The organism is Psychrobacter cibarius, assembly GCF_904845955.1.
GTDB lineage: Bacteria > Pseudomonadota > Gammaproteobacteria > Pseudomonadales > Moraxellaceae > Psychrobacter > Psychrobacter cibarius_B.
In genome coordinates this window covers 390,078-404,524 of the sequence record NZ_CAJGYX010000001.1, presented here as the reverse complement: position 1 = coordinate 404,524, position 14,447 = coordinate 390,078, and the positions used below count along the sequence as shown (strand labels likewise).

Genomic DNA, 14,447 nt, shown 5'->3' with positions numbered 1-14,447 from the left:
TAAACTTTTTTAATAATAGGTTATTGGTAATAAATATGGCGCACACATCAGATGAAGGGCAGTTGTTGGATGAAGAGCTGCTGCGTTATGCAAGGCAGATATTATTAGACGGTTGGGATATTGACGCTCAACTACGCTTAAAATCAGCTCGGGTGGTTATGATAGGGGCAGGCGGGCTTGGTTGTCCTGCTTCTGAGACGCTGGTGCGTGCAGGACTTGGGCAAATTCATCTGATAGATGATGACATTATTGAAGCCAGCAACTTGCAGCGCCAAACGCTGTTTTTACCTGAGGATATCGGTCAAACTAAGGCGCTAACAGCGGCGCACATGTTAGAGCGTATTAACCCTTTCATTACCGCTCGCGGTACAGTTGCAAGATTGAGTGAAGATAATGCTTATGAATTGCTCGATATGGCGACAGGCAAGCCTGATTTGCTTTTAGATTGCACCGATAATTTTGCTACGCGTGATGTCATCAATCGTATTAGCGTGCACTATAAAATCCCGCTATTATCTGCCTCAGCGATTGCGATGCAAGGTCAGTTAGCCTTATATGAGCCGCAACTAAACACTGGTTGTTATCATTGCGTGTTTGGTTCGGTAGTACTTGATGCAGCGGCTGATGAGCGTACGTGTGCCAACTCAGGTGTGCTAGCGAGTACCACTGCTATCATGGGTAATTTGCAAGCGAATGCTGCCCTGCAGTATTTGGGATTAACCAAAAATCCACTGACAAATAAGCTATTAGTATGGGATGGTAGCCAGATGCAGCAACGGCTGATGGGCTATCGCCAAGATGCCGCGTGTCCTGTCTGTAGTAGTCATTAGTGATTGTTCATTAGTGGTTGTGTTGCTTGTTATTATTTATGATCGCCTATTCTCAAAAACCTTCCTTATGACCATAGTTGTTTTTTATGAAAACTCATCGTCCGCATTTATTAAAGCATACCTTCAATGTCATGAACCGTGTTCGCCAAACAGCCAGCGTGGCAGGTTTATCTGCGCTGAGAGTGGCAAAAGGTGAAAAGCCTGATGCCACATTATTAAAAGAAACGTTTGAGCAATTGGGCACGACTTATATCAAGATTGGTCAGTTTATCGCCAGTACGCCGTCACTGTTTCCACGTGAATATGTAAAAGCTTTTCAGAGCTGTTTGGATCAAACCACGCCATTATCTTATGCTTATATTGAGCAGGTATTGAAAGAAGAGTTGGCCGTTGATGGCATGACGCTTGATGATAAGTTCGCCCATATCGACTCAAAGCCACTAGCATCAGCTTCTATTGCGCAAGTGCATGCGGCACGGTTGCATAATGGCGATGAAGTCGTATTAAAGGTGCAAAAGCCTGACGTCGAGACCATTATGCAAACGGATTTGGGCGTATTGCATGGGGTGACTAAGTTACTTGAGATTCTGATGCCGTCGATGAAGTTTGCCAGTATTGCGCCGATTATCGATGAGATTCGCCTGCGCATGCTTGCCGAGACAGACTTTATCGCTGAGGCACAAAACATCCGCGATTTTCAGCAGTTCTTAGCCGTATCAGGTAATACGCGCGTGGTAGCACCCAACGTATATGAAGAGCTGACTACCAAGCGTGTACTAACCATGAGCCGCTTGTACGGCGTATCTATGGTCGATGAGTCGCTCATGCGTCAGTATTGTGCTGATCCTGCGCAAGTCATGGCGGATACCTTAAATACGTGGTTTGCCAGTCTCATGCTGTGCAACAGTTTTCATGCTGACCTGCATGCGGGCAATTTGATGCTATTAACCGATGGTCGTATTGGCTTCTTGGATTTTGGTATTGTCGGTAAGCTAAAAGCTGAGAGTTGGCGTGCATGCATGGGTATGATGCAAGCCATGCAGGACAGTGACTATCAAGCGATGGCGCGCCATATGATTGATATGGAAATGACCCATGGTGGCAATAAAGTCGATGTAGTGGCGTTGGGTAATGATTTGCAGCGTATGATGAAGACTATTATGGCGGAGGACAAATCCTTTACCAGTGGTGTGCCTTTTAATAGTAAAGAGCAAGCCGATGAGTTAAATAAAATGATGCTTGAGATTGTAGAAGTCGGTAAGCGTCATGGTATTCATTTCCCACGTGACTTTGCTTTATTGACCAAACAGATGCTATATTTTGACCGCTTTATGCGTACACTTGCGCCTGATATGGATATGTTTAGTGATCAACGCGTACAAATGCTAGGACACACAGAAACAAATGTGACCATGCCGCCAACAGTAAACGTATCGTAGTTTTCGCTTGTATGTTTGATTATTAATCCGCCGCTGCTCTTGAATGCTCTAACACAAAGGATTGTGTGCTAATTGCCGCAAAAATGGCTCTGTCATGATGACTGCTCTCAAAAGCCGTGCTTTTCCTCATATTACTAATGAAGCTGCCATTGCCTGTATCGGTATGTACTGCATGGCAGTCGTCATGGGCTATGGGCGTTTTTTGTTTACTGCCACCTTGCCCGATATTATGGTGCAACTGTCGATTTCAACGACGATTGCAGGCTGGCTTGCCTCTATCAATTACATCGGTTATTTTATCGGTGCCCTCATCGCCATGTTTGTGCCTCAGCGCTCGACGTGGCAAGCGCTGACACTGTGGGCAATGATAAGTGTCGTCACAACGATGCTACTTGTCGTACCTGATATGTCATTAACTGTATGGTATCTCATTCGTCTAATCGCAGGTATTGCAAGCGGGGTAGCGATGATTTTAAGCTCATCGTTTGTGATTCAAAGCTTAAGTCCTGAACGCCGTTCTGTACTGTCGGCAGTACACTACGCAGGTATTGGTGTGGGCATCAGTGCCTCTGCCATACTGACGTGGTGGTTGTTAGTATTAGGCTATCATTTTGATGTCATTTGGTTGGTAGCAGGCTTTACAAGCTTACCTCTGGTATGGCTACTCTATGCGGTAAAACCAAGACAAGCACACGGTTCCGACTTGCTGCGGACTGATCCTACACAGCACGTGTCAGTGCATCAAACCTATTTGAGCTTTAAGCGCGCTTTGTATGAGGCCATTGCTGGTTATCGTAAGGCTATTGCTTTGCTGTCAGCGAGCTATGTACTGGCGGGCTTTGGTTATATTACCTCTGCGACTTTTTTGCCAGTCATGGCAGCACAGCGCCTCACGACGCAGACGTATGCTGGATTGCTCATTTGGCTAGTCGTTGGTGTGTTTGCGATGTTATCAAATCCACTGTGGGGCGCACTTGCCAAGCGAATTGGTGAAATTAAAACGTTAATAGGCTTAACGATATTACAAGCATTTGGGATGTGCCTGCCCATATGGTTCGACGGCGCTATTGGTTTGTACGGCAATGCTGCTATTTTAGGTTTGACCTTTGTGGGGATGGTGTCGATGACGCTCACTTTGATTAAAAACATCAATCCTGATTACTCAAATTTGCTGATAGGATTGGCAACTTTGGCTTATGCATTGGGTCAGTTTTTGGGACCATTGGTGACGGTAGCATTGGCAGGGCAGGACGACAATTTCAATGCAGGGTTACTCGTTGCCGCCGCTGGATTGATGGTTGGACTGGTGCTATTGCTATTGTTTCGTCGACAGCCACCGACTACTATTTAAACCACACTACGATTAAATATTTCTCGCAACTCAAAACTGGTATGTACTTGAGCGACACCTTCGATACGATTGAGCCTATGTAATAAAAACTCCTCATAATGTGCCATATCGCGTACCCTTACCTTGATAAGGTAGTCTTCTGTACGACCCGTGACAATGCTACAGCTAATGACTTCATCAAAGCTCTGAATCTTATGCTCAAATTGTTCAAAGCGCTCAGCCGTATGGCGATCCATGCTAATCGCGATAAAGACGGCGAGCGGGTAGCCAAGTTTTTGCGCATCTGTTTTGGTGTGATAACCCGTGATAATACCAGCATCTTCTAAGCGTTTAATACGGCGTGCACAAGGCGTGGCTGACAGGTTGACGCGTTCGGCAAGCTCGGTGATACTCATACGTGCCTGAGTTTGCAATACGCGCAAGAGCTGTCGATCGATCTCATCAATATCGGCTAAATGTGGACTATCCAGATGACTGTTTGGCATGACCTGTTGCTTTATTAGTGAATTCAGCTAATTATACTGAGTAAATTGTATTTTTTCACTAAAATAGTGTCATATATTATCAAAGAAAGCTGATTTCTATTGCATAAACTCTGATATTATTATGGTATAAACATTGGTTATCTCGTATGATAAACATGAATCTAATCACCAGCCGTCCAGCTAAAACATAAATTCCCATATCATCTAAGGATTGATTATGTCTGACCAAGCCAAACGCACTGTAGCCTCAACGACTGCAAAGATTACACCCAAAAATGCCGCTTTTGATTATAAAAAGTATCGTCCATTTGCTTTTGCGCCATCGCTGTCAGATCGTACTTGGCCGAGCAAAACGATTGAAAAGTCACCAATCTGGACAAGTGTAGATCTGCGTGATGGCAACCAAGCACTGATTGATCCGATGACGATCGAACAAAATATGCGTTTTTTTAAAACGTTGGTTGAGGTTGGTTTTAAAGAGATTGAAATTGGTTTTCCATCAGCGGCGCAGGTTGAGTTTGATTTTGCTCGTAAACTTATCGAAGAAAATCAAGTCCCGGATGATGTGACTTTGCAGGTATTGGTGCAGGCTCGTGAGCATTTGATCGCCCGTACGTTTGAGTCATTGAAAGGCGCGAAGCGTGCGATTGTCCATGTTTATAATTCAACCTGCCGTATCCAACGTGAAAAGGTCTACGGTAAAGACAAAGCTGAGATTAAAGAAATTGCTGTTACTGGTGCTAAATTATTGGTTGAATATGCGGCTAAATACCCAGAAACAGAGTGGGTATTCCAGTATTCACCAGAGAGCTTTAGTCAAACAGAAACTGAATATGCCGTAGAAGTCTGTGATGCGGTCTGTGAAGTATGGCAGCCACAAAATGGGCAGGAAGTTATTTTAAACTTGCCAGCGACGGTTGAAGCGTCTATGCCCAATGTTTTTGCCGACCAAGTCGAGTATTTCTGCCGTCATCTTGCCCAGCGTGAGCATGTCATTATCAGCTTGCATACGCATAATGACCGTGGCTGCGCGGTTGCAGCAGCAGAGCTTGGGGTATTAGCGGGTGCCGATCGTATCGAAGGTACGCTATTGGGTAATGGTGAGCGTACGGGTAATATGGATATCATGGTCATGGCGATGAACTTGTTTAGTCAAGGTATCGATCCAGAGCTTGATTTTAGTAATATGAGCGAAATTGTACAAGTGGTCAGCGAATGTAACAATTTGCCCTTACATCCGCGTCATCCATATGTCGGCGAATTGGTCTTTACGGCCTTTAGCGGCTCACATCAAGATGCCATCAAAAAATCTCTCGATTATAACGAAAAGCATCAAAACGAGACGGATAACGTTTGGGATGTGGCTTACTTGCCAATTGATCCGGCACATATCGGTCGTAGTTATCAGGATGTGGTACGTATCAATAGCCAGTCTGGAAAAGGCGGTGTGGCTTATATCTTGCAGCGCAACTATGGCTTTAATTTGCCGCGCTGGATGCAAATTGACTTCAGCCGCGTGGTACAGAAGCAAGCTGAATCAGCTGCTCGCGAATTGCAGAATGATGAAATCTTACAAACCTTTGAAGACACGTATCTACAGCAAGGCAGTTTTGAGCTATTAGATTATACGGTCAATAATAAAGGCGGTGAAGTCTACTTTACTGGTCAAGTACAAATGAATGGGGACATCATTAATATTGATGGCACTGGTAATGGTCCATTATCATCGTTTATTGACGGCCTTGCCCAGCACACTGGTAAATCGATACATGTCATCAACTACGCTGAGCATGCGATTAATCCGCAGCACAATAGCGGTGATGGCATCGATGATGATACCAATAATGACAACAAAACTAATGCGAATGCGGCGGCTTATATCCAACTAAATGTAGATGGTGAGGTTTATTCTGGCATTGGCACTTGCAGCAGTACTGTATCAGCGATGCTTAAAGGCGCATTGTCAGCGTTTGCTCAAGCAGTTATTACTGCCACTGCTTAATTTTTTTATGATCGTCTTAATAACTTGTAGCTATAACGCTGTCGCTTCTTGTCTTTGGCAAGTAAAGCGATGGCGTTATTTTTTGCATGAAAAACGACAGTCTATATGCAGAAAGTAGACATTTATGACTATCGCCTATCTTGCAGTTGGCTAAAGCATCGCGACTAATAGCATAATGTTACTTGTGTTTTTGATGTCTAAGACTTACGCTAATGTACATAACTCATATTATTATATTATTATAAACAAAAGGTTAATTATGGAACCTATCTCACTTGCTTCATTTTCATTGGCTGCTATTTTGGCGTCATTGCCAGTAAATGGCGAAGTGGTCACTAAACCGACTATTACCACTCATATCAGCCCAGCTATCGCGGGACAATGGGAAATCGACTTAGACAGTAGTATCACGATGACCAAAGAAGCCAAAGCCAGACAAGCTGTAGCAAAAGAGCTGAAACAGACAAAAAGTGATGAGCCAGAAGTGACTGCTGGCACAGAAGGCGGTGTCCTTGTGCAAAGTGAAAAGCGCGTCCTTAATATTAAGCCCAATACCAACAACCAGTTAACGGCTTCTGCCAAAAAAGCAAACCAGTGCCGCGAGCTATACAATTTTGCGGCCGATAATGAGATGTGGGCAGTGAGTGGCAAAGAGTGGACATATGGTCGTTACCTAATCACGCACCGCGAAGAAGGGCTGCCCATTATTGCGCTAAAAACAGTCTATGACAACAATGAGGTAGATTGTTCAGGTAACCAAATCGACCAAACTGACGAAGCGTTGATTGCGTTTTTAAACCACGATGGCAACCAAATGCAATGGTGTGCGGATCCTGATGGTAATGAATGCTTTATGAATTTTAATAGAGTGTTGCCATAGCACTTTATCGTTAATCATAAGACTTAAGACCATTTTTTCTACAATAAAAACATAAAAACCGCTATCTAAATAGATAGCGGTTTTTTTATGTTTAACAATAAATCAAAGTAGGTTATACATCCGCCTTCTTTTTATTGCCAGTTAGAAGCTCTCTTTCAAGGTAATGAATATTTTGTGCTTCGTGAATAAAATTGTCATCTGCCAAAATGACATCGCGATGCAGCGGGATATTGGTTTTAATACCTTCAATCACCAATTCATCGAGTGCATGCAGCGTCTTAGAGACGGCTTGCTGGCGCGTTTGACCATGGCAGATAAGCTTGCCAATCAATGAGTCATAATAGCTTGGAATCTCGTAGCCCGGGTAGAGGTGCGAGTCAAAGCGTACACCAGCACCACTGGGGGCAAATAACTGAGTGACTGTACCAGGACAAGGCATAAAGGTGGCTGGATCTTCAGCATTGATACGACATTCAATGGCATGACCTTGAATCTCAATCTCGCTTTGACGATAAGACAAACCGTAGCCTGCTGCGATTTTTAGCTGCTCGACGACCACGTCGATGCCAGTAATCATCTCAGTTACCGGATGCTCAACTTGCACACGAGTATTCATCTCAATAAAAAAGTATTCATTATTTTCAAATAAAAACTCAAAAGTACCAGCACCGCGATATTTCACCAACTCACATGCTTTGACGCAAGCGTCTAAGATTGGCTGACGTACATCATCAGGGATATCAGGCGCAGGGGCTTCTTCTAATACTTTTTGGTGGCGACGTTGCAATGAACAATCTCGATCGTATAAGTGAATGGCATTACCATTACCATCGCCAAGCACTTGTATCTCTACGTGGCGCGGATTTTGTAGGTAGCGTTCCATATACACGGTATCATCACCAAACCACAGTTCAGCTTCTTGCTTAGCAGCCTGTACTTGACCAATGACTTCTTCGAAGCGCTCAACCACGCGCATACCGCGACCGCCGCCGCCAGAAGCGGCTTTAATCAATAACGGAAAGCCGATATGGCGTGCTTGCTCTTCAGCATTATGCAACGTTACCGCGCCCACTGAACCAGGGACGGTCGGTACGCCCGCTTTTTTCATTGCATTAATGGCAGAGACTTTATTGCCCATTAATCGAATATGGTCAGCATTAGGACCAACGAAAGTGAGACCTGCTTCTTCGACGCGTTCAGCGAATTCAGCATTTTCAGCCAAAAAACCATAACCCGGATGGATAGGGTCGGCACCAGTGATTTCAGCTGCGGTTAAAATAGTATTGATATCAAGATAGCTTTGATTGGCATTGGGTTTGCCAATACAGATTGCCTCATCAACAAAGCGCAGGTGCATCAAGTTTGCATCAGCTGTGGAGTAGACACCGACGGTCTCTATGCCAAGGGCTTTGCAGGCTCGAACGATACGTAGGGCAATCTCACCTCTATTGGCGATGAGCAGTTTTTTTATCATGGGGTCATCCTTGTCGAAGCGGCGGTCATTGATAGAGTCGTTATTTTAGGCACCATTAAATCGAGCTACGATAAAGATAAAATAACTCAAGCTAAAATGCCAAATGATAACGAAATCTCTATCATAATGAGGTAAAGGTTGGTAAACAGTGTCGTTAAGCTCTATAGCGTATGACGGGTTGACCAAAACTGTACCACTTCGGAGTTATCGACTAAGATTTCGTCAACGACACCACTTTGCGTTGCCTCAAGAGGATTCATAATTTTCATGGCTTCGATGATGCCCAATGTGTCACCAGCTTGTACCTTTTGTCCGACCTTTACGAATGGTGGATCATTAGGGCTAGGAGCTGAGTAATAAACACCAACCATCGGCGATGTCTCAACACTACCCGCTTTTACCGCTGGCTTTGCTTCAGCAGTGATAGGGGCAATGCCAGCAGCAGGTGCGGCCATCATGGTCGGTGCAGGCGCATCATAGTGACGAGTTAAGCTGATGTGTTCATCATCTGAGCTGATTTCTAAATTAACCAGTTCACTTTCTTCCATGAGGGCGATTAGGGTGCGTATTTTTTCAATATCCATAGTTTTAATTTTGCCTTCTACTAATTTCAAGAAATAGTGTAACTAAATATTGTGTAGGTAATTGCTAATGATACCTATATTCATGGCAATGAGCAATCGATGTACAGTTGTTAACTGAGTTTTTTTACATATTATGACGTAAGCATTTCTTACGAGTAAGAAATGCTTAATGGTTTATCATAGTCTATGTGACCATGTAGCGCTGGTCATGGTTAGTAGATACTGCATTTACATCAGTATAGCTGATGCATTAACCCCACATCGCCGTCAGACGCTTTTGTTGGTAGCGCAGGCGTAGGGTGAGTAGAATAGAGGATAAGAATAAACCTGTGATTAATGCCATCCAAAACCCTTGTGCGCCTATATCGGTGAAGCGAACCAAATAAACACCGAGTGGCAATGCCACCAGCCAGTAACAGAACAACGTGACCCACATTGGGATCGTGGTGTCTTGCATGCCGCGCAATATACCAGCGACGTTGACTTGCCAGCCATCGAACAGCTGATAACCAAGGGCAAAAATAAGTAAATGCATAGATTGCGTGATAACGGCTGGGTTATCAGAGAATGCGGCTGCCAATTGCGGCCTAAATAGCCAAATACCAATCATACAAGTGAGCGCAATCAATACTGTCCAGATAAGACCAGTGGCTTGCACTTGACGTAATGCCATGAGGTTTTTTTCGCCAAAACGATTGGATACCATGATTGTCAGTGCCATAGCGACCGATATCGGAATCATAAACAGCTGGGAAGTCACCGCTAATGCCACCTGATGCGATGCGGTTGCTAGCTCACCTAATGGACTGATAACAAGAGCGCCCAAGCTGAACAAACTGGCTTCAAAAAAGATAGAGATACCAATCGGAATACCAAGTTTAAGGAGCTTTTTAATCTGTGCACGATTAGGACTGGCAAAGGCATAAAAGAAGCGCGTGCTGGCAAACTGCTGTCGCTTAGTAAAGCTGGTATAAGCCGCCAGTAATAAAACATTTATCCATAACACAATGGCTGTTGCGACCCCGCAGCCTGCGCCGCCCATTTCGGGCATGCCAAACAGACCGTGGATAAATATATAGTTAAGGGGAATATCGGCTAGTAGCCCGATAATACTAATCACTGTCACCGGCTCAGGTCGCCCAAGTGCTTCGCAATAACTGCGTAGCACCGCATAGACAGCCAGAGCGGGAAAACCAAACGACACGCCATGCAAATACTGCGTTGCTATCGGTTGGATGTTTTCAGGCACACCCATGACCCCAAGTACATTGGGTGCTAAATTAACGATGATAAAGCCCATAATACCAATGACACTGGCGGTCCATAAAGACTGCTGCGTGATATGCGGTACTTGATGGTGCTTATTTTGACCAATCGCCTCACCAATAAGAGGGGTGGTGGCGATTAAAATACCAGTGGCTAATAAAAACAGCGGCAGCCAAATACCAGAGCCAACGGCGACGGCAGCCAAATCAAGCGCGGAGACTTGACCTGCCATGATAGCATCGACCACACCAAGTGCTGCTTGGCAAAACTGAGTAATTAAAATAGGAAGCGCGAGCACGCCTAAGCGTAAGCTGTAGCTTTTAAAATCTCTAAAAGATAATGGGAAAACCATAGTGAGCAACTTTTTATTCTTTGCGGTAATTATGATAGATGAGCAAATATTGCCATCAACAAAACAATAGCGAGACGGTCATACCATAACCAAAAATTTGAGCAGAAAAGCAAATGAGAATGAGGACACGCCCTAAGCAAGTTTAACCAAGCCAATCCAGTTTTTTGGCTGGATGTAAAAGGGGGAGTCGTGCCGACGATAATACTCCGATAAATAATATGAGCAAGCCTATATAGACAGAGTATGCAAAAAAAGTCAGGCACAAAAATAAAAATAACCCGTCAATCCAAGCAGTGGATTGACAGGTCATAAATAAATAGAATGGTAAAGAAGCCACGCTATGATGTCAACGCTTTAAAAGCGTTGTATCGATCTTAAAAACTGACTGTGAAAGGTAATCGATTCAAGAGAGTGAGCACTTGAAGATAACCATTCTAACTTATAGGCACATCAGCAGGCATTTATAGGGACTCAGGCAAATCTTGCACCACCGCTTGATAGCCAATCAAGGTATTATTGGCATCAAATGCTTGCACGACAATCACGTAATTGGTGAACATGGCTGGAATGACAGGGGTAAACTGCGTTTCAAGATTACTTAATATCACATTCTGCACATAGCCGTTGGCACCAGACTCGGCTTTGTTGACATCAATTTGGCTAACCAGTAAATACTTGGTATTGGCAGGATTTTGCCAAGTGACGGTCTTTTGACTGCCATTACCGATGACATCAAGAGTCATTTTGCCCAGACTATAATCAAGTGGGTACGTCTTAAAATTAGAGCGATCGCTGATGGTGTAAGTGACGCTGCAATTTTTTTCGCTACTGGTTAGCTTTTTACCGCCGAGGCCATCCTGATACTCAAAGCTACCTCTCCAAGGTGATCCTGCTTCTTTTTCCTCAAAGCTCCCCGCAAAGGTGGTTAATAAGTTTGGTGTTTCTATGCCCAAATCATTGACATATTTAATGTCTAAAAACGCTAACGTATCGAGACTGCCTGTTATTTTACCCGCGATATAGTTGTCAACCTTAATGGCTGAGTTGATACCCAAAGTGTTATTTTCTTGGCAGGCTTGCTGCTGATAACTAACGCTACCATCGACGCTGCCAGCGCCATCTTTGCTGATGTCAAAGTAAACAGCACCGATATCGATATCGTCGTTGTCACCATCTTCAATCTCAATAAAGTGTCCGACATATAAACCGCCGCGACCGCCTTCTGGGGTTATTTTGTCCAAGAAATTATCGAGTGATTCTTCTGGTAAAAATACTGACTCCAGAATCTCGGCCATGGATTTTTCATCATCGCTCAGCTTATCTTCGACTTCTTTATACTTCTCTTTGACCTTGTCTTCCACACGATCATATTCATCTTTCACCTGATCTTCTATTCGGTCATATTCCTCTTTGACCTTGTCCCCGTCACTGCCACAGGCGCTAAGGGTCAGACTTAATATACTGACGGTTAATACAGATAATAGTAGTTTGGGTGCGCTCATAAGCGGGTCCTGATAATGGAGATAAAGGTGTGATAAAGAAGGTCGAGAAATGAATTGTTGAGCATAAATCGCAAATATAGCAAATTTTTTGCAGGCAGCGCATCAATAAGTGTTCGTTGATAACACTAAAAACCTTACTCAATCGTTACTATCTCACCACTGGTTGCTCAGATAGTAGATGAAGGGTTTCTGCCATATCCATAATGGCGTACCAGTGTTTGGCGTCTAGTGGAATTACGGTAAGTTGCTCACAGCCTTTTCTCATTAATAGTGAATCCTCAAGTGCGGGTAAAAATTTAAGGGCTGATAGTGGTAGAATATCAGTAAATGCTTGCTCAAAAGTGACATCTACCATATACCAGCGTGGCTCATCTTCGGTGGCAATAGGATCGTAATGACGGTGCTCAGGATGGAACTGGCAAGGGTCAGGGTAGCCTGCTTTGCTTACCATCATGATGCCAGCGACGCCAGACGGCTTAGCGCTAGAGTGATAAAAGAATACCTTGTCGCCGACCTGCATCTCATCACGCATGAAGTTACGAGCGCGGTAATTGCGCACACCATCCCAACTGTCTGTCTCTAGGCGTTGCAAATCATCAATACCAAAAAACTTGGGGTTGGACTTCATTAACCAATAAGCCATATCTTTATCCTATTTATCATTATCAGCCATTCATTATTTGCAATATCACTGTATGCAATGTCATTTAATACAGTGTCATTTTATGCCATCATTCTTCACTATTTTGCCTATAAAAGTACTGGGTTAATATGGATATTTGTGACTGGTTTTGTTATTGATCGGCTTTTCTTTAAGATAGCCTTTTTTTTAATTACATTAGCCGTTATCCTAGCGCTACTTTCTGCTAGTGACAGCAGTCATCCATTTATGTAACCTTTTTTATAGATACCTTCGTTTATGTCAAATATTACACCTGCTCATTTTTCTGATAATCTCAGCATCTCTAATAATACTGCGAGTGGGATACAGGTAAGCGCCATTCCACTGGCGCTTTATATTCATATCCCGTGGTGTGTCAAAAAATGCCCTTATTGTGATTTTAATTCGCATGAGCTGCCGATGGATATGCAGCTATCTATGTATGACGAATATGTGGATGCGCTGCTGTCAGATGCCGCCATGCAGCAGTCGTTAACCCAAGCGCGTGAAATCAGTTCTATTTTTATCGGTGGTGGTACGCCTTCACTGCTACCCATTGCGCAATACCAGCGATTGTTTACTGGCTTACGCAACATTTTTAAGTTTGCTGATGGCATTGAAGTAACGATGGAAGCCAATCCGGGCACGCTTGAGCATGCGCCTTTTGCTCAATATTTAGAGGTGGGTATCAATCGTTTGTCGATAGGTGTACAAAGCTTTGCTGCTGATAAGCTCAAAACCCTTGGTCGCATACATGACCCTGCACAAGCATTGTCAGCGATTCGTGCAGCTCGCGTGGCTGGGTTTGAGCGAGTCAATGTCGATTTGATGCATGGGCTACCGCAGCAAATGATGAATGAGGCGCTGAACGATATCCAGATGGCGCATGATGCTGGGGCGACGCATATTTCTTGGTATCAATTAACGATTGAGCCCAATACCGTATTTTACCGTAGCCAGCCGATTTTACCAGATGAGGATAACTTGGCAGATATTGAGCAGGCAGGTCAAGCGTTGTTGCAGCAATTGGGCTACTGCAATTACGAAGTATCCGCGTGGGCAGGCGCGTCAGATAAGGCATGCCGTCACAATGTTAATTACTGGCAATTTGGTGACTACCTAGCGATTGGTGCGGGCGCGCATGGTAAAGTAACGATTGCTCATGAAGCATCAGCATTAACAGATAATGGCTTAAAGAATGACTTGCTAGCAGATTCTGGTATTTATCGTTTTAGTAAGTCACGACTGCCTAAAGATTATGTGGATTATCAAGATACCACTGATTCTTCTGTTAAACAAAACGCACCAAAAATGGTGGGTTGGCAGGAAATTGACAGTGATGAATTGGTCAGTGAGTTTATGCTGAATGCGCTACGTCTACATGATGGCGTCGCTTGGTCTATGTTTACTGCAAGGACAGGGCTTAGTGATGATGATATTGCTGTACAAGTGGTGCAATTGATTACTCAGGGATTACTAGTAGACAATACGGAGCGACTACAGCCAACGCTATTGGGTCAACGTTACCTCAATCAGATATTGCGAGCCTTCTTATAATTGGAGATATTCACGGTGTCTTTAATGTCAGTCTTTACTATCGAAAAATAAAGTTATAAAAAAA

The 14,447-nt window shown here is 43.9% G+C and carries 11 protein-coding genes and 1 pseudogene; 6 read left to right on the top strand and 6 right to left on the bottom strand.

Annotation, left to right across the window (positions count from 1 at the left end; all coding sequences use genetic code 11):
* Positions 1–35 precede the first annotated feature (35 nt).
* The 3 genes from JMV76_RS01580 (at position 36) to JMV76_RS01570 (ending at position 3,620) form a co-directional block, all read left to right on the top strand.
* A complete protein-coding gene (locus JMV76_RS01580; protein WP_087815234.1) occupies positions 36–830 on the top strand; it encodes a HesA/MoeB/ThiF family protein in 795 nt (264 codons plus the stop codon).
* An 86-nt stretch (positions 831–916) separates the two neighbouring features.
* Positions 917–2,269 (top strand): ABC1 kinase family protein, encoded by a 1,353-nt coding sequence (locus JMV76_RS01575; protein ID WP_201501374.1) that lies wholly within the window; start codon positions 917–919, stop codon positions 2,267–2,269.
* Positions 2,270–2,363: 94 nt separating this feature from the next.
* A complete protein-coding gene (locus JMV76_RS01570) occupies positions 2,364–3,620 on the top strand; it encodes a YbfB/YjiJ family MFS transporter (RefSeq protein ID WP_201501373.1) in 1,257 nt (418 codons plus the stop codon).
* Here JMV76_RS01570 and JMV76_RS01565 read toward each other — a convergent pair.
* Entirely contained in the window at positions 3,617–4,105 is a 489-nt protein-coding gene (locus JMV76_RS01565; RefSeq protein WP_087815237.1) for an Lrp/AsnC family transcriptional regulator, read from the bottom strand. The two genes, JMV76_RS01570 and JMV76_RS01565, sit on opposite strands and share 4 nt — an antisense overlap.
* 217 nt (positions 4,106–4,322) lie before the next feature.
* On the opposite strand from JMV76_RS01565, the gene leuA reads away from it, so the two are divergent.
* Positions 4,323–6,107 carry a 2-isopropylmalate synthase gene (gene leuA, locus JMV76_RS01560; protein ID WP_201501372.1) on the top strand — a complete coding sequence of 595 codons (1,785 nt, stop codon included), beginning with the start codon at positions 4,323–4,325 and terminating at the stop codon, positions 6,105–6,107.
* 259 nt (positions 6,108–6,366) lie between these two features.
* Positions 6,367–6,987, top strand: a complete 621-nt coding sequence (locus JMV76_RS01555) for a hypothetical protein (RefSeq protein ID WP_087815239.1) — start codon at positions 6,367–6,369, stop codon at positions 6,985–6,987.
* Positions 6,988–7,099: 112 nt separating this feature from the next.
* Here the strand turns inward: JMV76_RS01555 and accC are convergent, their stop codons facing one another.
* From accC to JMV76_RS01530, 5 genes and pseudogenes are all read right to left on the bottom strand, one after another.
* Positions 7,100–8,461 carry an acetyl-CoA carboxylase biotin carboxylase subunit gene (gene accC, locus JMV76_RS01550; RefSeq protein WP_201501371.1) on the bottom strand — a complete coding sequence of 454 codons (1,362 nt, stop codon included), beginning with the start codon at positions 8,459–8,461 and terminating at the stop codon, positions 7,100–7,102.
* A 154-nt stretch (positions 8,462–8,615) separates the two neighbouring features.
* Positions 8,616–9,045 (bottom strand): annotated as a pseudogene (accB, locus tag JMV76_RS01545) (acetyl-CoA carboxylase biotin carboxyl carrier protein).
* Between the two features lie 250 nt (positions 9,046–9,295).
* Complete coding sequence (locus tag JMV76_RS01540) at positions 9,296–10,663, bottom strand: MATE family efflux transporter (RefSeq protein WP_055124142.1); 1,368 nt, start codon at positions 10,661–10,663, stop codon at positions 9,296–9,298.
* A 461-nt stretch (positions 10,664–11,124) separates the two neighbouring features.
* Positions 11,125–12,165, bottom strand: a complete 1,041-nt coding sequence (locus tag JMV76_RS01535; RefSeq protein ID WP_087815240.1) for a hypothetical protein — start codon at positions 12,163–12,165, stop codon at positions 11,125–11,127.
* A 148-nt stretch (positions 12,166–12,313) separates the two neighbouring features.
* A complete protein-coding gene (locus tag JMV76_RS01530; protein ID WP_087815241.1) occupies positions 12,314–12,808 on the bottom strand; it encodes an EVE domain-containing protein in 495 nt (164 codons plus the stop codon).
* Positions 12,809–13,084: 276 nt separating this feature from the next.
* Between JMV76_RS01530 and hemW the strand changes: the two genes are divergently transcribed.
* On the top strand, positions 13,085–14,383 hold the full coding sequence (gene hemW / locus JMV76_RS01525) for a radical SAM family heme chaperone HemW (protein WP_201501370.1): 1,299 nt from the start codon (positions 13,085–13,087) through the stop codon (positions 14,381–14,383).
* Positions 14,384–14,447: the final 64 nt, after the last annotated feature.

What these genes read in the sequence shown, in the direction of transcription:
- JMV76_RS01580 (WP_087815234.1), top strand. Translation starts at nt 36, where the DNA reads ATGGCGCACACATCAGATGAAGGGCAGTTGTTGGATGAAGAGCTGCTG.
- JMV76_RS01575 (WP_201501374.1), top strand. Translation starts at nt 917, where the DNA reads ATGAAAACTCATCGTCCGCATTTATTAAAGCATACCTTCAATGTCATG.
- JMV76_RS01570 (WP_201501373.1), top strand. Translation starts at nt 2,364, where the DNA reads ATGATGACTGCTCTCAAAAGCCGTGCTTTTCCTCATATTACTAATGAA.
- JMV76_RS01565 (WP_087815237.1), bottom strand. Translation starts at nt 4,105, where the DNA reads ATGCCAAACAGTCATCTGGATAGTCCACATTTAGCCGATATTGATGAG.
- leuA (WP_201501372.1), top strand. Translation starts at nt 4,323, where the DNA reads ATGTCTGACCAAGCCAAACGCACTGTAGCCTCAACGACTGCAAAGATT.
- JMV76_RS01555 (WP_087815239.1), top strand. Translation starts at nt 6,367, where the DNA reads ATGGAACCTATCTCACTTGCTTCATTTTCATTGGCTGCTATTTTGGCG.
- accC (WP_201501371.1), bottom strand. Translation starts at nt 8,461, where the DNA reads ATGATAAAAAAACTGCTCATCGCCAATAGAGGTGAGATTGCCCTACGT.
- JMV76_RS01540 (WP_055124142.1), bottom strand. Translation starts at nt 10,663, where the DNA reads ATGGTTTTCCCATTATCTTTTAGAGATTTTAAAAGCTACAGCTTACGC.
- JMV76_RS01535 (WP_087815240.1), bottom strand. Translation starts at nt 12,165, where the DNA reads ATGAGCGCACCCAAACTACTATTATCTGTATTAACCGTCAGTATATTA.
- JMV76_RS01530 (WP_087815241.1), bottom strand. Translation starts at nt 12,808, where the DNA reads ATGGCTTATTGGTTAATGAAGTCCAACCCCAAGTTTTTTGGTATTGAT.
- hemW (WP_201501370.1), top strand. Translation starts at nt 13,085, where the DNA reads ATGTCAAATATTACACCTGCTCATTTTTCTGATAATCTCAGCATCTCT.